The 15,317-nt window shown below is 57.8% G+C and carries 17 protein-coding genes; 8 read left to right on the top strand and 9 right to left on the bottom strand.

Annotation, left to right across the window (positions count from 1 at the left end; all coding sequences use genetic code 11):
• Positions 1 to 290: 290 nt before the first annotated feature.
• The 4 genes from ACPYOJ_RS31120 to ACPYOJ_RS31105 are packed head-to-tail and all read right to left on the bottom strand — an operon-like array spanning position 291 to position 3,043.
• A complete protein-coding gene (locus tag ACPYOJ_RS31120) occupies positions 291 to 668 on the bottom strand; it encodes a helix-turn-helix domain-containing protein (protein WP_481419689.1) in 378 nt (125 codons plus the stop codon).
• Entirely contained in the window at positions 665 to 1,228 is a 564-nt protein-coding gene (locus ACPYOJ_RS31115) for a Smr/MutS family protein (RefSeq protein ID WP_481419688.1), read from the bottom strand. The genes ACPYOJ_RS31120 and ACPYOJ_RS31115 overlap by 4 nt, the downstream gene beginning before the upstream one ends.
• Positions 1,228 to 2,346 (bottom strand): murein transglycosylase A, encoded by a 1,119-nt coding sequence (mltA, locus tag ACPYOJ_RS31110; protein WP_481419687.1) that lies wholly within the window; start codon positions 2,344 to 2,346, stop codon positions 1,228 to 1,230. Before mltA ends, ACPYOJ_RS31115 begins: the two co-directional genes overlap by 1 nt.
• Positions 2,339 to 3,043, bottom strand: coding sequence for a Tim44/TimA family putative adaptor protein (locus tag ACPYOJ_RS31105; RefSeq protein ID WP_168831871.1), 705 nt, complete (start codon positions 3,041 to 3,043; stop codon positions 2,339 to 2,341). Before ACPYOJ_RS31105 ends, mltA begins: the two co-directional genes overlap by 8 nt.
• Positions 3,044 to 3,162: 119 nt before the next feature.
• Here ACPYOJ_RS31105 and ACPYOJ_RS31100 point away from each other — a divergent pair, with 119 nt between their 5' ends.
• Both ACPYOJ_RS31100 and secB read left to right on the top strand, forming a co-directional pair.
• On the top strand, positions 3,163 to 3,672 hold the full coding sequence (locus ACPYOJ_RS31100; RefSeq protein ID WP_481419686.1) for an FxsA family protein: 510 nt from the start codon (positions 3,163 to 3,165) through the stop codon (positions 3,670 to 3,672).
• Positions 3,673 to 3,756: 84 nt separating this feature from the next.
• Complete coding sequence (secB, locus tag ACPYOJ_RS31095) at positions 3,757 to 4,239, top strand: protein-export chaperone SecB (RefSeq protein WP_168831869.1); 483 nt, start codon at positions 3,757 to 3,759, stop codon at positions 4,237 to 4,239.
• A 54-nt stretch (positions 4,240 to 4,293) separates the two neighbouring features.
• Here the strand turns inward: secB and dnaQ are convergent, their stop codons facing one another.
• Genes dnaQ through ACPYOJ_RS31070 form a run of 5 tightly spaced genes read right to left on the bottom strand, consistent with a single transcriptional unit; the run spans position 4,294 to position 7,908 of the window.
• Positions 4,294 to 5,007, bottom strand: a complete 714-nt coding sequence (dnaQ, locus tag ACPYOJ_RS31090) for a DNA polymerase III subunit epsilon (protein WP_168831868.1) — start codon at positions 5,005 to 5,007, stop codon at positions 4,294 to 4,296.
• Complete coding sequence (coaE, locus tag ACPYOJ_RS31085; protein ID WP_481419685.1) at positions 5,000 to 5,611, bottom strand: dephospho-CoA kinase; 612 nt, start codon at positions 5,609 to 5,611, stop codon at positions 5,000 to 5,002. The genes dnaQ and coaE overlap by 8 nt, the downstream gene beginning before the upstream one ends.
• Entirely contained in the window at positions 5,611 to 6,468 is an 858-nt protein-coding gene (locus ACPYOJ_RS31080) for a shikimate dehydrogenase (RefSeq protein WP_481419684.1), read from the bottom strand. Before ACPYOJ_RS31080 ends, coaE begins: the two co-directional genes overlap by 1 nt.
• A complete protein-coding gene (locus ACPYOJ_RS31075; RefSeq protein WP_481419683.1) occupies positions 6,461 to 7,075 on the bottom strand; it encodes a Maf-like protein in 615 nt (204 codons plus the stop codon). Before ACPYOJ_RS31075 ends, ACPYOJ_RS31080 begins: the two co-directional genes overlap by 8 nt.
• 11 nt (positions 7,076 to 7,086) lie before the next feature.
• Positions 7,087 to 7,908 carry a pyruvate, water dikinase regulatory protein gene (locus tag ACPYOJ_RS31070; RefSeq protein ID WP_168831864.1) on the bottom strand — a complete coding sequence of 274 codons (822 nt, stop codon included), beginning with the start codon at positions 7,906 to 7,908 and terminating at the stop codon, positions 7,087 to 7,089.
• A 402-nt stretch (positions 7,909 to 8,310) separates the two neighbouring features.
• Between ACPYOJ_RS31070 and hemE the strand changes: the two genes are divergently transcribed.
• The 6 genes from hemE to rsmG all read left to right on the top strand — a co-directional run bounded on the left by hemE (position 8,311) and on the right by rsmG (position 15,297).
• On the top strand, positions 8,311 to 9,345 hold the full coding sequence (hemE, locus tag ACPYOJ_RS31065; RefSeq protein WP_481419682.1) for a uroporphyrinogen decarboxylase: 1,035 nt from the start codon (positions 8,311 to 8,313) through the stop codon (positions 9,343 to 9,345).
• Positions 9,346 to 9,348: 3 nt separating this feature from the next.
• On the top strand, positions 9,349 to 9,885 hold the full coding sequence (gene hemJ, locus ACPYOJ_RS31060) for a protoporphyrinogen oxidase HemJ (protein WP_481419681.1): 537 nt from the start codon (positions 9,349 to 9,351) through the stop codon (positions 9,883 to 9,885).
• A 194-nt stretch (positions 9,886 to 10,079) separates the two neighbouring features.
• Positions 10,080 to 11,345: a transcription termination factor Rho gene (gene rho, locus ACPYOJ_RS31055; RefSeq protein WP_205927259.1), complete on the top strand. Its 1,266-nt coding sequence runs from the start codon at positions 10,080 to 10,082 to the stop codon at positions 11,343 to 11,345.
• 84 nt (positions 11,346 to 11,429) lie between these two features.
• Positions 11,430 to 12,746 (top strand): tRNA uridine-5-carboxymethylaminomethyl(34) synthesis GTPase MnmE, encoded by a 1,317-nt coding sequence (mnmE, locus tag ACPYOJ_RS31050; protein ID WP_481419680.1) that lies wholly within the window; start codon positions 11,430 to 11,432, stop codon positions 12,744 to 12,746.
• A 37-nt stretch (positions 12,747 to 12,783) separates the two neighbouring features.
• Positions 12,784 to 14,658, top strand: a complete 1,875-nt coding sequence (gene mnmG / locus ACPYOJ_RS31045; RefSeq protein WP_481419679.1) for a tRNA uridine-5-carboxymethylaminomethyl(34) synthesis enzyme MnmG — start codon at positions 12,784 to 12,786, stop codon at positions 14,656 to 14,658.
• Positions 14,659 to 14,679: 21 nt separating this feature from the next.
• Complete coding sequence (rsmG, locus tag ACPYOJ_RS31040; protein WP_481419678.1) at positions 14,680 to 15,297, top strand: 16S rRNA (guanine(527)-N(7))-methyltransferase RsmG; 618 nt, start codon at positions 14,680 to 14,682, stop codon at positions 15,295 to 15,297.
• The last annotated feature ends 20 nt before the right edge of the window (positions 15,298 to 15,317 follow it).

The following is a 15,317-nucleotide window of genomic DNA, read 5'->3' as shown; positions in this document are numbered from 1 at the left end:
CTCGTAGACCATGTGATGCAGGCCGGAACCATCGTCGGTGTCGCCGATATACATGCCCGGACGTTTGCGCACGGCATCAAGTCCCTTCAGGACCTTGATGGAGTCTGCGCCATACTCGGTGTTAACGCCGTTTTCCGTCGCGGATATGTCAGTCATACTGTCTTTGAATTTCCCTGTTGTCGAAGCCTGGATGAGCCTTGCGAATCACCGGCTTTTTCCATTCTAGAATATAGGGTTATTGCGCCCTATTCCCAATGGCGGAGGCCGAGAATCCGCCATAAAGCAGGGGATTATGACGCTTTTCCGTCAAGTCTTCCGAGATTCTCGAGCGTGGCTGCAAGCGCGGCTAAATCCGCACTGTCAAGGCTGCGGATCTTGCCCGCCAGACGGTTGGCAAAAGCCGTGTATTCCGGGGGCAAACCTGAGGTATCGATGACGACGCGGGGATCGGACGAGCGGGCGAGCAGAAACAATTCCTCGGCTTCGTCCCAGATGATGTTGAAATAGCCTGCGATCCGCTGGAGAAGATCGAACGTCGGAATGCCGCGCTTTCCGTGTTCTAGTGCCGAGAGATAGGCTGGCGAGACGTTCAGGGCCGCCGCCATCTCCTTCTGCGACACGCCTTTGCGGATGCGCAGCCTTCTGACAGCTTCGCCGAAAGGCGTCATGACTTGTCCCCTTGGCGCCGGGAAAGCCGGATATAGAGCGCGCCTTCGCCGCCGTGGTGCTGCGCCGCCGATTCGTAAGATGATATCAGATAGCGAAATTCGGGTTTGGAGAACCAAAGCGGCACCGCGCGTTTCAACGCACCTTCACTTCCGATCGAGCTGCCCTTGCCGGTTATCACCAGCACGTGCCGCATCCCGCGCCCATGTGCCCGCAGGAGGAAATCGAGAAGAATGACATGAGCTTCGCTTTGTACGAGGCCATGGAGATCGATGCGCGCCTCGAGCGCCAGCCTGCCCTTTGCGATCTTGCGTTTGACGGGCCGTTCCAGCGGTTGATGGAGGCCGGAGGGGCGTTTCTGGGTCGCAGTTGGCGCTGCGGCTTGCGTTGCCGCCTCGCTCAGTGATTTCTGCCCGGCATTCTCGATCTCGGCCTCCGCTTCCGCGAGAAAGGCGTCGAGTTCGTTCCGTTCCTCCTTCTTGCCGGCAAGCGGCCGTGTACTGCGTGCCACCTTGCCCCAGAGAATTCTCTCATCCGTGCTGAGTTTGCGGTCCCTTGCCATCAGCGGAACCTTGCAGCGGCGGCATTCGGAATCAGGATAAAGAAATCCGCGTCGTTGCGCACCGTGCCCGCGAGCTCGCCCGCTTCATCGCCGGAACCGGTAAAGATATCGCCGCGCGCCGGGCCGACGATGGCGGAGCCCGTGTCCAGGGCGAGCATCAGACGTTGGAACGGCTTGCCCCGATCTAGATGCGTAAGGCTGTCCGAGCGGATGAAGAAGGGAAACCCGAAAGTATGTATCAGACGGTCGACAGCGAGCGACCGGCCGGCGAGCAGCGGCACTTTCGCAGCGGCGACCGGTCCCGCTTCGGGATCGGCGGCCGAAGCCTCGCGAAAGAAAATATAGGATCGATTGTGCCAGAGAACCTCATCGGACCTTTCCGGATGCATAGCCAGCCAGGCGCGAATCGATTGCATGGAAATCTTCGTGCGGTCGATTTCGCCGTGATCGACCAGCAGCTTGCCAATGGCCGAGAAAGGATGCCCGGCCTTCGCCGCATAGGTAATTCGCCCGATCCGGCCATCCGGATAGCGCAGACGTGCGGAGCCCTGCACATGCACGAAGAAAACGTCGACCTTGGATTTGGCCCAGGCAATCTCGAGCCCTCGACCATCAAGGAAGCCCTGATCGATCGCCTGCCGGTCCGGATAGGCCCTTATCTTGCCATCCTGCAGGCGGCCGAAGGCATAGGAAGGGTCTAGGCCCGGAGGGCGATTGCCATTGCCCAGATCGATCAGGTCATCGGGACGGCGATAAAAGGGGAAGCGGTAAGTAGCGTCGGGCGTGTCTGAGACGGCGATTTCGGGCTCGTAGAAAGCAGTCACGAATCCCGGCTTCCCATCGCCTCTTCTTATGAAGAACGGCTGACAGTTCTGCTCGAAAAAGGATCGCGCCGCAGCCGCAGTGGCGGGTTTGACCTCTCGTGCCTCTTCCAAGAGCGGCAAGAGATCGTCGGCACTCAGCCCGAGTGATCCGGTGCGGTATGGCTTCGTTTCGATGATTTGCCGGCGGCAGCTTTCCATGACCTCAAAAAGGCTGGAAGGGTCATCATCCTTCCAGCCTTTGAGTTCATCGAAGCTTATAGCTTGCAGAACGAAATCCGCTTTATCGTCACTCATGTTCCGATTCGGTTGCCACGAGTTTCCAATTGGGATCGCGCGAACGTGTGTCGCGGGCGAAGGTCCAGATATCGTTGACTTCGGCTACGCTTTCGGCATCACCCTCTACCAGCTTGCCGGCCTTGTCGTAGGTCGCGGAGATCAGCTGGCTGGCGATACGCAGCGTAATCTGTGCTTCGCTGCCCTTGACCTCGGCATGCGTGATATCCGCCTTGTCGATGCCAACGAAGGTGGACTTCACCGTCTCGCCCTTGCCTTCCCGATCCGCAATCGCTGCGTCGAAGCCGTCGTAAACTTCGCGTGAGAGAAGGTTTTTCAATGTTTTCCGGTCACCATCCGCATAGGCCATGACAATCATTTCGTAGGCCATTTTCGCGCCGTTCAGGAATTCCTTGGGCGTAAAGGATGGATCGGCCTTGTTGAGTTGGCGCAGCGCTTCATTGACCGCAGTGCCGGCGGGGGCGACGGCATCGATTTCTGCGAAGCGGTCTTCATCTTCCGCAGGGGTATCGCGGCGCGGAAGCGTCACGACCTTGCCGGCGTCAGAAGGTTCCGAGCCGACCGAATCCCGCGGCGTAAAAAGATCACGCGGCGGCTTCTCGTTTCCCGTGCGGCGCCCGAGCACGCTGCGCAGCTGAAAAAATATCAGCACCGCCGCTACAAGGAAAAACAAAGTGATGAAGTCGTTTGAACTCATTTCGTACCGCAGCCGCCGTTAACATCTCTGATATCTACTCCCATATAGTCCGCATATACAGATGATTCAAATAGCTATGGCAATCTAGCGATCGAGATAGAGAGCCGGGCGGAGAGACGATGCGACTTTCGATACTTCCAGGTTTCGTCCTGCTGCTGCCGCTGGCGGAAATAGCAGGCTTTCTCATAGTCGGGCACGCCATCGGCGTGCTGCCGACCCTTGGTCTTGTTGTTTTGAGTTTCGTGGTCGGGATGGCATTGCTACGACGCCACGGCATCGGCATCCTTCAGCGTCTATCCGCGCAAGGCCGGAATGGTGTCATACCGGGACGCGAGCTCCTGCGGCCGGCCATGTTCGTGATCGCCTCGCTGCTCCTCATCATCCCCGGATTTATCTCGGATATCATCGCCATTCTGATGTTTATACCGGCCGTTCGCGAGCTTGCCTGGAACTATATCTGCAAGCGCTTCGTTACCGTGAGAACGACGGAAGGCTTTACAGCCTCGCAATCCTCCGGCTTCGGCAGCCGATCCACACCGACCTCAAAGGTTGTTGATCTCGATCAAGACGATTTTCGCCGTGAGCCGAACGGCAAATCGCCCTGGTCCGGCAAGCGGCTCGGAGAGTAGGACCGGCCTCGGTTTCCCAGGGTTGTAAGCCTTTTCTCGAAATGTTAGATGGCGGCACCATCCAATGCGCTCGAGGAAAATCCAATGGCTGATGAAAACAACGGCAACGGCAGCAACACAGCAAGCCCCAGCCTGACAATCCTGGCTCAGTACACGAAGGATCTTTCCTTCGAAAATCCGGGCGCGCCACGCTCTCTTCAGGCGCGCGACAAGGCGCCGGCGATCAATATCAGCGTCAACGTCAACGCCAATCCGCTTTCGGATACCGATTTCGACGTGGTGCTCTCGCTCAACGCCGAGGCCAAGGAAGGCGACAAGACGGTCTTCCACGCTGAGCTCGTTTACGGCGGCGTGTTCCGCGTCGCTGGCTTCCCGCAGGAACACATGCTGCCGGTACTTTTCATCGAATGCCCGCGCATGCTCTTCCCGTTCGCCCGCCAGATCATCGCCGAAGTCACGCGCAATGGCGGCTTCCCGCCGCTGATGATCGATCCGATCGATTTCGCCCAGATGTTTGCCCAGCGCGTCGCCGAGGAGCAGGCGCGCGCAAAGGTTCAAACCAACTGATTCGATCCGCACGGATTTCGAGTCATATATGCCCGGGTGAGAGCCCGGGCATTGCTAATTTTGGATGTCGTATTTGGCCCAGATGCCTTTTCCACCGAGCGTGGCAATCAGCGCGTCATGAGCCTGGGCTTCGGCCTCACTGAGGCGCGGTGCGAGCGGCCGCGGCCGTTCCAAAACGATATCAACCGCTTCGTCCAGAACAAGCGCCGCGTTACCTGCCGCGTTTATCGTCGCAACACTCAAACCGAGTGCGGTCTGACGGCCACCAATCATCTCGATGTAAACCTCGGCAAGCAGTTCCGAGTCGAGGAGCGCGCCGTGTTTTGTACGGTGCGAATTGTCTATGCCATAGCGCCGGCAGAGCGCGTCGAGCGAGTTCGGACCCATGGGGTGCTTGCGCCGGGCAAGCGAAAGTGTATCAACCACCTTCTCCGGCAGGATTGGCGGCAGGCCGAGCCGAGCGAATTCGGCATTGACGAAGCCCATGTCGAAGGTGGCATTGTGGGCAATCCAGCGTGCTTCGCCGAAAAAATCGATGATCTCGTCGACGACGTCCGCGAAGGGCTTCTTATCCTTCAGAAACTCGTCGGTTATGCCGTGAACGGCCAGGGCGTCGGGGTGGACTTTCTGATCGCCTGGACTGACGTAGATATGAATGGTTCGGCCGGTAGGGAAATGATTAAGCAGCTCGATGCCGCCAATTTCGATGATCCGGTCCATGCGTGGGTCGAGGCCGGTGGTCTCGGTATCGAATATGATTTCACGCATTCCGGAATTCTCCCTTCGCGATCCGCGCTTTCAGATCGGCGATGATTTCATTCACTCTTCTCCGCGTCGTTTCGATAGGGTGACTGGTATCGATCACGTAATCGGCGCGTGCCCGCTTTTCGGCGTCCGGCGTCTGCCGCGAGAGAATCATATTGAATTTTTCCTCAGTCATGTTCGGACGCGCAAGCACCCGATCGCGCTGAATCTGTGGATCACTGCTGACAACGACGATTATATCGACCCGATCCTCGGCACCGGTTTCGAAAAGCAATGGGATATCGAGCAGGACCATTTCAGAACCTCGTGCCCGCTCGCGCTCCACGAATTCGGCTTCGCGCTGGCGCACGAGCGGGTGGACGATCCTTTCGAGAGCCTCGAAGCCATCCGGCCTTCGTGAAAGCTGACGGCCAAGTTCCTGCCGGTCGACCGCGCCGTCCTTAACCGTCCCCGGAAATTCAGCCTCGACCAGGGGCGCAGCCGCTCCAGCATACAAGTCATGCACCACGGCATCGGAATCATTGACGGGGATGCCGCTGCCGGCAAAGAGTTTTGCCGAGGTGGATTTTCCCATCCCGATGGAACCCGTGAGACCGATCCGGATCATCAATGCTTTTCCATATCCGCGATGATGAGCTTGCGAAGTTCGTCATCGACAACCGGCCGTTTGCCGAACCACTTTTCGAATCCGGGTACCGCCTGATGGAGCAACATGCCAAGGCCATCGACGATCCTGAATCCCTGTTCCTCCGCTTGCTTCAGCAGGGGCGTCTTGAGCGGGACATAGACGATATCGGTCACGACGGCCTTGGCCGTAAGAGGCGAAAAATCGATCGCCGGTGCTTCCGAACCGTCCATGCCGAGTGAGGTCGTATTAGCGAAAAGACCAGCACCTTTCATGACTTCGGCGAGAGCGCCCATCGGATGGGCATGAACCTTCTCGCCGAAGCGATCGGCAAGTTCCTGTGCACGTGCAATGGTTCGGTTGACCACATGGATCTCCCGAAAGCCGCGATCGCGCAGCGCCTGGATGACCGCCCGGCTTGCCCCGCCCGCCCCGAGGATTACCGCGGCATGGTGGCTATCCCAGCCAGGGCACCGCGCGTCGAGGTTCGCGGTGAAGCCGTGCCCATCAGTGTTGGTGGAATGGACTTTCCCCTCCTGCAGCCACAGTGTGTTTGAGGCGCCGAGTTCCTGGGAGAGTTCGTCTGGGCGGTCTGCGAGTTCGTAGGCCATCTCCTTGTGTGGGATGGTGACGTTGCCGCCGACAAAGCCAGAGCTTCGATCTTTGAGGGAAGCGATGAATGTTGCGAAATCGGCCGGCGCAACCTCGTGCGCGCGATAGCTGCCCGGCAGCTCGAGCGTTTTCAACCAGTATCCGTGGATCAACGGCGAACGCGAATGCTTTACCGGAAAGCCGGTCACAAACGCATTCGGGCCGAATGTTTCACGTGAATCATCCATCAAGCGCACCCAATTCCCTCAATTTCCCAAGCAGCGGCAACATCGGCAGGCCCAAAATGGTGAAGTAATCACCATCGATTTTGTCGAAGAGTTGAATCCCCTCGCCTTCGAGTTGATAGGCCCCCACGCTGCCAAGCGCCTTTTCTCCAACGCGGGCCAGGTGGCGCGCGACGAAATCCGCCGATAATGCCCGCATCGTCAGCGACGCGTGTGACACATGCTGCCACAGCAGGTCGCCATCTCGCATGATTGCAATCGCACTGTTCAGCCGATGGGTTTGTCCGGAGAGCAGCATCAGGTGATTTCCAGCATCAGCCATGTCGCGTGGCTTATGAAACACCTGCTCGCCAAGCGACATCGTCTGGTCAGATCCGATGACGAGGGCACCCGGAAACCGGGCGCTGACTTCCTCCGCTTTGGCCTTCGCAAGCACCAACGCGACGGTGTCGGGCGATGCGCCATTTTTCTCAAGCGGAGCTTCGATCGCACGCTCATCTATCTTCGCCGCATGCGCTTCAAATTCCAGGCCGGCGTTCGAGAGCAGCATCCTCCGAAATGGGCTGGATGAGGCGAGGATCAGCTTCGATGTCGTAGGCGCGCGATTCATACCCTCAGCGCTTAGCGCAGCTTTGGCCGCAGAGCAACGATCGCGGCCGCCGTCTCTTCGATTGAGCGGCGCGTGACGTCGATCAGCGGCCAGTTGTGTCGCGCACAGAGAGAGCGAGCATATTTGAGCTCTTCGGAGATCGCAGCGCGATCCGTATACAGCCCGCGGTCGAAGCCGGGCGCCGAGCCGAGTACGCGATTCTCGCGGACCTGGGAGATCCGGTCGGTTGTTGCGATGAGGCAGACGATCACTGGCCTGGTCGCAGTCAGAAGCGCGTCAGGCAGCGGCACCCCTAGGACGATCGGCATGTTCGCCGTTTTGATACCGCGATTGGCGAGGTAAATGCTGGTCGGTGTCTTAGACGTGCGGCTGATGCCGACGATCACGACGTCGGCCTCGTTATAATCTTCAGCCATCTGCCCGTCATCATGATCCATGGTGAAGTTCAAGGCTTCGATGCGCGCGAAATACCCGGCATTCATCACGTGTTGCGCACCGACCCGGCGCCGCAACGGCGCGCCGAGATAAAGCTGAAAGGCGGCCATAACGGGCTCGAGCACATTCACCGAGGCGACTCCCATCTCCGCACATCTCTCGTCAATCAGCGTCGCGAGTTCCCGGTCGACGACCGTGTAGAGAACGATGCCGGGCTCACTGTCGATCGCGTCAAGGACCGCAAGGAGCTGCTTGCGGTTCCGGACCAGGGGGTAAACATGCTCAACCGCCTGGGCCGACTTGAATTGGGCGGAAGCAGCGCGGCCGGCCGAAATCAGAGTCTCACCGGTCGAGTCAGAAATCAGATGCAGATGGAAGAAGTTCGTCCGGTTCTCCACGCTATTTTCCGCTGGCTGTTGAAAAGATTGGATGGCGAAGAGCTAAGGGTGGCGCGGGCTGTCGGGCAAGGGAAAACATGCCCGTTTATCCACATTTCGGTTTTGCGGGACGGCGAACGCCGCGACCTGTGGACTTTGTAGATGACTTCAGAGAGCCAGACAGCAATGCACAGGATATCCACAGAAGGCAACACGCTGGGCTGGGACACAAGCTGCTGGAATCATTTTCGGTTTCGATCTCATCCCACTAATGCAGATTATGCGAAGGGATTTTGGCACGTTATCTAAGGTGCCTGCGACCGAAGGCATCACCGGTGGACAGATTTTAATCCTTGATAGAAACCGACTCTAAGAAATAGAAACCTTTTAAAATATCTTTGGATTTTTATAGGGAAGAAGCGCTTGAGCGAAACGCGCCGGAAAATCATGAGAGTTCTCGACGGTGAAACTCTCTCCCCTCCTCCGATCTGGCTTATGAGGCAGGCGGGCCGTTATCTGCCCGAGTACAAGGAAACGCGTGCCAAGGCCGGAAGTTTCCTGGAGCTTTGCTATTCCCCGGATCATGCAGTCGAGGTGACGCTTCAACCCATCCGTCGCTACAACTTCGACGCAGCGATCCTGTTCTCTGACATTCTCGTCATTCCCGATGCGATGAAGCGCAATGTGCGTTTTACCGAAGGTCACGGTCCCGAGATGGACCCGATCGACGAGGCTGGAATCCTTCGGTTGGATGGCATGGGTGTTGTCGACTACCTGGAGCCGGTATTCGAGACTGTGCGGCGTCTGCGCGCGGAACTGCCGGAGGAAACCACCCTTCTCGGCTTCTGCGGGGCGCCATGGACGGTCGCGACTTATATGATCGCCGGTCACGGCACACCCGATCAGGCGCCGGCCAGGCTTTTCGCCTACAAGTACCCGAAGGCCTTTGAGCGGCTGTTGATGCTGCTTGCAGACGTTTCGGCCGACTATCTCCTGAGGCAGATCGATGCCGGCGCCGATGCCGTTCAGATTTTCGATTCCTGGGCGGGTGTGCTTGGAGAGAAGGAGTTCGAGGCCTTTGCTGTTAGGCCGGTCGCCCGAATGATTTCCTCCGTCAAGGCACGGCGGCCTCAGGCGCGGATCATCGCGTTCGCCAAGGGTGCGGGCTATCTTCTTAAGACCTATCGGCAAAAGACAGGCGCCGACGCGATCGGCCTCGATTGGTCGGTGCCGCTTGAGTTTGCCGCCGAGCTTCAGAAGGAAGGTCCGGTTCAAGGCAATCTTGACCCTATGCGCCTCGTTGCCGGTGGGAAAGCACTTGAGGAGGGCATCGACGACATTCTGGCGCATCTTGGAAGTGGTCCACTGATCTTCAACCTCGGGCATGGAATCACGCCGCAAGCCGATCCGGAAAACGTGCGCTTGCTCGTTGAACGCGTGCGCCGGAGCGGGAACTGAGCGATGGAAAAACAGACGGATCATGGTCCAGGCAGCTATGCCAGGCGGCGCGCGCATTTTGCCCTCGGCTTCTTCGCGCTGCTTTCAGTAGGGTTGTTCGTATGGAACCCGGAAAACCTCTACCTTTGGATCAAGGCGCTTCACATCATTGCGGTGATCTCGTGGATGGCAGGCCTTTTCTATATGCCGCGGCTCTTCATCTACCATACCGATGCTGAGCCCGGTTCCGTGCAGTCGGAGACCTTCAAGGTCATGGAACGCCGCCTGCTAAAGATCATCATGAACCCGGCAATGATGCTGACCTGGATCTTCGGTCTCTATCTCGCCTGGTCTGTTTACGGCTTCCAGGGCGGCTGGCTGCACGCCAAGATCGCTTTGGTTGTGCTTTTGACAGCGGTTCACATCTTCTTCAGCCGTGCTGTGGATGCATTCGCAAGAGATGAAAACCACCGTTCAGCCCGCTATTGGCGGTTCATGAACGAGGCACCGACGGTGCTGATGATCCTGATCGTCATCCTCGTGGTCGTTAAACCTTTCTGAAGAGAGTGCCACCTCAGGTTAAATTTGCTTCATTTTAAGCAGCCCCCTTGCGGCGCGCCATCTTAGTCGCTATTTTCCGCGCATCTCATCTTCGTGGCATGTGTTCTGAGTTCAGTCGTCTGCGAGCCCTTTCGCAACATTGAAACGACCTGACATAGCCTTCCCCCTTCGAAATACAGAGCAGTGGTCACTTCATGGCTGAAATGAAGCTTCAGGAACTTAAGAGTAAATCCCCGACCGATCTCCTGGCGTTTGCCGAATCGCTCGAGGTTGAAAATGCAAGCACAATGCGCAAACAGGAATTGATGTTTGCAATCCTGAAGGTTCTGGCGAGCCAGGATATTGAGATCATCGGCGAAGGCGTCGTGGAGGTCCTGCAGGACGGTTTCGGCTTCCTGCGCTCCGCAAATGCCAATTACCTTCCGGGTCCGGATGACATCTACATCTCCCCTTCGCAGATCCGCCGCTTCTCGTTGAAGACGGGCGACACCGTCGAGGGACCGATCCGGGGGCCGAAGGAAGGCGAGCGCTATTTCGCACTTCTGAAGGTTAACACGATCAATTTCGACGACCCGGAGAAGATCCGCCATAAGGTTCATTTCGATAACCTGACGCCGCTTTATCCGAATGAGCGCTTCAAGATGGAACTTGATGTTCCGACGTCGAAGGATCTGTCTCCGCGCGTGATCGATCTCGTCGCTCCGCTCGGCAAAGGTCAGCGCGGACTCATCGTCGCCCCGCCGCGAACGGGTAAAACGGTTCTCCTGCAGAACATCGCGCATTCGATTACCGCCAATCACCCGGAATGCTATCTCATCGTTCTGCTGATCGACGAACGTCCCGAAGAAGTGACGGACATGCAGCGCTCGGTGCGCGGTGAAGTCATCTCCTCGACGTTCGACGAGCCGGCCGTGCGGCATGTGCAGGTTGCCGAGATGGTGATCGAGAAGGCAAAGCGGCTCGTCGAGCACGGCCGCGACGTCGTCATCCTGCTCGATTCGATTACGCGCCTCGGTCGCGCCTATAACACCGTGGTTCCTTCTTCTGGTAAGGTCCTGACCGGTGGTGTGGACGCGAACGCGCTCCAGCGGCCTAAGCGCTTCTTCGGTGCTGCCCGAAACATCGAGGAAGGCGGCTCGCTGACGATTATCGCGACTGCGCTCATTGACACTGGCAGCCGCATGGATGAAGTGATCTTCGAAGAATTCAAGGGTACCGGCAACTCGGAAATCGTTCTCGACCGCAAGGTAGCGGACAAGCGTATCTTCCCGGCAATGGATATCCTTAAGTCCGGTACGCGCAAGGAAGACCTCCTTGTTCCGCGTCAAGACCTGCAGAAGATCTTTGTGCTCCGGCGCATTCTCGCGCCGATGGGGACAACGGATGCGATCGAGTTTCTTATCGACAAGCTGAAACAGACGAAGAACAACCCGGACTTCTTCGAGTCGATGAATACATAGTAATTAGCCGGATTCCCGCTCAGAGAGCCGGTCACTTGTGGCCGGCTTTCGCTTTTCAGGGATGGCTTCTTTCGAGTAGCAAGGATGTCGAGCGAAACCATTTATGCGCTATCAAGTGGAGCGGTCCCCTCCGGTGTCGCGGTCGTGCGCCTCAGCGGACCTCGGACACGTGATGCCCTGCGAATGCTTGCTGGCGAGCTGCCCGCGCCGCGCCGCGCGTCCCTGCGGCCGATTCGGTCCCGAAACGGATCCGTTCTCGACAGCGGGTTGGTGCTCTTCTTCCCTTCCCCCAGCTCTTTTACCGGCGAAGATTGCGCGGAGATCCACGTTCACGGCAGTCGCGCTGTTGTCAACGCGCTGTTCGACGAACTGGCGGCGATCCAGGATGTGCGCATGGCGACCGAGGGTGAATTCTCGCGACGCGCCTTTGAGAACGGCAAACTTGATCTGGTGGAGATCGAAGGCCTTGCGGATCTCATCGCCGCCGAGACGGAGATGCAGCGACGCCTGGCAGTCGAGCACAGCTCCGGAGCACTATCAAAACTATACGATTCGTGGGCGGAACGATTAACGAGGGCCCGGGCTCTCATTGAAGCAGAGCTCGATTTTGCTGACGAGGACGATGTCCCGGGTTCCGTGTCGGAAATCGTATGGGACGACGTTGCAGGGCTGCGCAGAGAGATCGACGGCCATCTCAGCCATGCTCAGGCCGGCGAGATCATTCGTGACGGTTACAAGGTGGTTATTGCCGGGGCACCAAACGCTGGTAAATCGACCCTAATGAACGCGCTCGCCCAGCGTGAGATTGCCATCGTGACCGACATCGCCGGAACCACGCGCGACGTTCTGCACGTCGATCTCGACATCAATGGCTTTCTTGTCAGGCTCTATGACACCGCTGGCCTGAGAGACACAGAAGAGGTGGTTGAGCGGGAAGGTATCCGGCGGGCGGAAAAGATCATTTCTGAAGCAGACCTGGTACTCTATCTCGAAGACATGACCGACGGTCTTCAAGGACCGCTCCCGGCTGGAAAGGCCGAGGTCTTGCGAGTGGGTACGAAGGCCGATATATCGGCAGACGGAAATGCGACCTCTTACGACCTGCTGATATCGGCGATCGCGGATGCGGGGCTTTCGGCGTTGCGCACAGCCATTGCAGAACGCCTGGAGCGACAGACAAGCGGTTACAGTCTGGCGATCCCCAGCCGCAGGCGGCAGAGGGATTCGCTGTCTGACTGCTTGAACGCAATCGACGAAGCCCTAGCGAACACCTCCGCGGGGCTCGATATCCGAGCGGAGAGTCTTCGGGTGGCAGGTAACGCGCTGGGCAGGATCACCGGGCGCGTCGATGTCGAGAACCTCCTCGATGTGATTTTCTCAGAATTTTGCATCGGCAAATGATTCACGTGAAACACCGCAGGCGCGGGAGAGACCGGAAATGAGTGCGAACCAATACGATGTTGTCGTGATCGGAGGCGGGCATGCAGGTTGCGAGGCCGCCAGCGCTTCCGCGCGTCTCGGTGCCCGCACCGCGCTGGTAACGCATCGCCGCGACACAATCGGCGTAATGTCCTGCAATCCTGCAATCGGCGGCCTTGGTAAGGGGCATCTGGTGCGGGAGGTCGATGCGATGGATGGCCTCATGGGGCGCATCGCTGATGCAGCCGGTATTCAGTTCCGGATGCTTAATCGCAAAAAAGGCCCCGCTGTCCGCGGCCCGCGTACCCAGGCTGACCGCAAGCTCTACCGAACTGCAATGCAGGCCGCGATCGAAGCCATTGATAATCTTGATGTTATCGAAGGCGATGCGTTCGATATCGAGGTTTCGGGAGGACTCGTGACTGGTGTCGTTATGAAAGATAGCCGGCTTATTAAATGCAGCGCGGTCGTATTGACAACCGGGACTTTCCTGCGCGGTCTCATCCACATCGGTGACAAGAAGATACCTGCCGGCCGCGTCGGTGAGGATCCGTCGCTCGGCTTGTCTGGCACATTGTTGCGGCTCGGTCTTCGACTCGGACGGCTCAAGACGGGTACCCCTGCCCGTCTGGATGGGAAGACGATTGATTGGGCTTCCGTCGGACGCCAGGGAGCCGACGAGGAGATTACGCCGTTTTCATTCATGACGGACGAGATTCGGAATACTCAGATCGAATGCGGCGTGACGCGCACGACCGCGGCGACGCATAAGCTCATTCAGGACAACCTTCATCGCTCGGCGATGTATTCAGGGCAGATTGAAGGTGTGGGGCCACGCTATTGCCCCTCAATTGAAGATAAGATCGTCAAGTTTGGCGAGCGCGACGGTCACCAGATATTCTTGGAGCCGGAGGGCCTGGACGACGACACCGTCTATCCCAACGGCATTTCGACGTCACTGCCTGCAGAGGTGCAGGAGGCCTTTATTCGGACCATACCGGGGTTGGAGGCTGTTTCTATTCTCCAGCCCGGTTACGCAATCGAGTACGATCACGTCGATCCTCGGGAACTAACCCCGGCCCTGGAAGTGAAGCGGATGCCGGGCTTATACCTGGCTGGTCAGATTAACGGCACCACGGGGTATGAGGAAGCAGCCGCGCAAGGTCTCGTTGCAGGTCTCAACGCAGCTCGCCGCGCCGGTGATCAGCGACCGATCTATCTAAGCCGTACCAACTCCTACATTGGGGTGATGATCGATGACTTGACGTCTCGGGGGGTCTCCGAGCCGTACCGGATGTTCACGTCTCGCGCAGAATATCGGCTTTCGCTGCGCGCCGACAACGCGGATTTGCGCCTTACTCCGATTGCAGAAGATATTGGCTGCGTGAGCCACGAGAGGCGCATGAGGTTTTCGGAGTATAAATCCGCGATCGACAGTGCACGCGGGCTCTTGCAATCGTTGAATATTACTCCGAGCGAAGCGCGGTGCCATGGGCTTCAACTTAACCAGGATGGTCAGCGCCGCTCCGCTTACGAGCTGCTGTCCTACCCCGATTTGAATATGGCGCTGTTGTCGGACGTATGGCCTGACATCAAAGGTTTGAGCAAGCCGGTTGCAGAGGCGATCGAGATCGAAGCTTCCTATGCTGTCTATATGCGCCGGCAGGCAGCCGATATCGTCGACATTCAGCGCGACGAGAATCGGATCATCCCGAAGGATTTCGACTATTCGGTCCTGTCCGGGCTTTCCAACGAGCTGAAGCAAAAGCTGGGGAGGCAACAGCCGTTTAACGTTGCGCAGGTCGCAACGATCGACGGGATGACTCCCGCAGCGATTTCGCTGTTGCTCGTTCATCTACGGAAAACAGACACTGCCGAACGGTCGGTTGCCTAATACACGTTTTGAGAGTCCTTCATGAACTTGAACGGTCAAAGTGTTTCACGTGAAACACAAGAACGCCTGGAGCATTTTCTCGCTCTTTTCAGCAAATGGGCAAAATCGATCAATCTTGTCGCGCCGTCGACCATTGAGGACGCTTGGCGAAGGCATGCGGCCGACAGCGCTCAAGTCTATCAATTGCGCCCGGGTCCTAAAAGATGGATCGACATGGGGAGTGGCGGCGGATTTCCCGGTGTGATCACCGCAATCTTGCTTGCTGAGCTTGGTGATGGATGGGTCTCTCTCATCGAGAGCAACAAAAAGAAAGCGTCATTTCTGCGCCTTGCCCTGCGTGAGACCAGCGCGCGAGGCGCCGTTCATCCGATCCGACTTGAGGTTGGGCCTGACGAGATCGCCAGTTGCGATGCTATATCAGCGCGTGCACTCGCGGATCTCGATAAACTATGCGAGTTTTCCGAGCCCTGGATGCTCAGAAATGAAAATAGCAGTGCATATTTCCACAAAGGCCGGGATTATGCCGCCGAAATTGCCAAGGCACGTGTTCGGTGGCGTTTTGATCTGATAGAACACCGAAGCGTTGTGGAAAAAGATTCGGTGATCCTCGAGATATCCAATCTCCGCCGCTTGGTTTAACAATTCGGATGGTACGGAAT

It is taken from the genome of Rhizobium sp. SVR5-9E, from assembly GCF_056755095.1.
Note: the sequence above shows the minus strand (reverse complement) of the source record. Positions and strands in the feature narration are given on the sequence as shown.

Bases quoted from the DNA above. Each gene is read 5' to 3' on its own strand.
- ACPYOJ_RS31120 (WP_481419689.1), bottom strand. From the start codon at position 668: ATGACGCCTTTCGGCGAAGCTGTCAGAAGGCTGCGCATCCGCAAAGGC.
- ACPYOJ_RS31115 (WP_481419688.1), bottom strand. From the start codon at position 1,228: ATGGCAAGGGACCGCAAACTCAGCACGGATGAGAGAATTCTCTGGGGC.
- mltA (WP_481419687.1), bottom strand. From the start codon at position 2,346: ATGAGTGACGATAAAGCGGATTTCGTTCTGCAAGCTATAAGCTTCGAT.
- ACPYOJ_RS31105 (WP_168831871.1), bottom strand. From the start codon at position 3,043: ATGAGTTCAAACGACTTCATCACTTTGTTTTTCCTTGTAGCGGCGGTG.
- ACPYOJ_RS31100 (WP_481419686.1), top strand. From the start codon at position 3,163: ATGCGACTTTCGATACTTCCAGGTTTCGTCCTGCTGCTGCCGCTGGCG.
- secB (WP_168831869.1), top strand. From the start codon at position 3,757: ATGGCTGATGAAAACAACGGCAACGGCAGCAACACAGCAAGCCCCAGC.
- dnaQ (WP_168831868.1), bottom strand. From the start codon at position 5,007: ATGCGTGAAATCATATTCGATACCGAGACCACCGGCCTCGACCCACGC.
- coaE (WP_481419685.1), bottom strand. From the start codon at position 5,611: ATGATCCGGATCGGTCTCACGGGTTCCATCGGGATGGGAAAATCCACC.
- ACPYOJ_RS31080 (WP_481419684.1), bottom strand. From the start codon at position 6,468: ATGGATGATTCACGTGAAACATTCGGCCCGAATGCGTTTGTGACCGGC.
- ACPYOJ_RS31075 (WP_481419683.1), bottom strand. From the start codon at position 7,075: ATGAATCGCGCGCCTACGACATCGAAGCTGATCCTCGCCTCATCCAGC.
- hemJ (WP_481419681.1), top strand. From the start codon at position 9,349: ATGGAAAAACAGACGGATCATGGTCCAGGCAGCTATGCCAGGCGGCGC.
- rho (WP_205927259.1), top strand. From the start codon at position 10,080: ATGGCTGAAATGAAGCTTCAGGAACTTAAGAGTAAATCCCCGACCGAT.
- mnmE (WP_481419680.1), top strand. From the start codon at position 11,430: ATGTCGAGCGAAACCATTTATGCGCTATCAAGTGGAGCGGTCCCCTCC.
- mnmG (WP_481419679.1), top strand. From the start codon at position 12,784: ATGAGTGCGAACCAATACGATGTTGTCGTGATCGGAGGCGGGCATGCA.
- rsmG (WP_481419678.1), top strand. From the start codon at position 14,680: ATGAACTTGAACGGTCAAAGTGTTTCACGTGAAACACAAGAACGCCTG.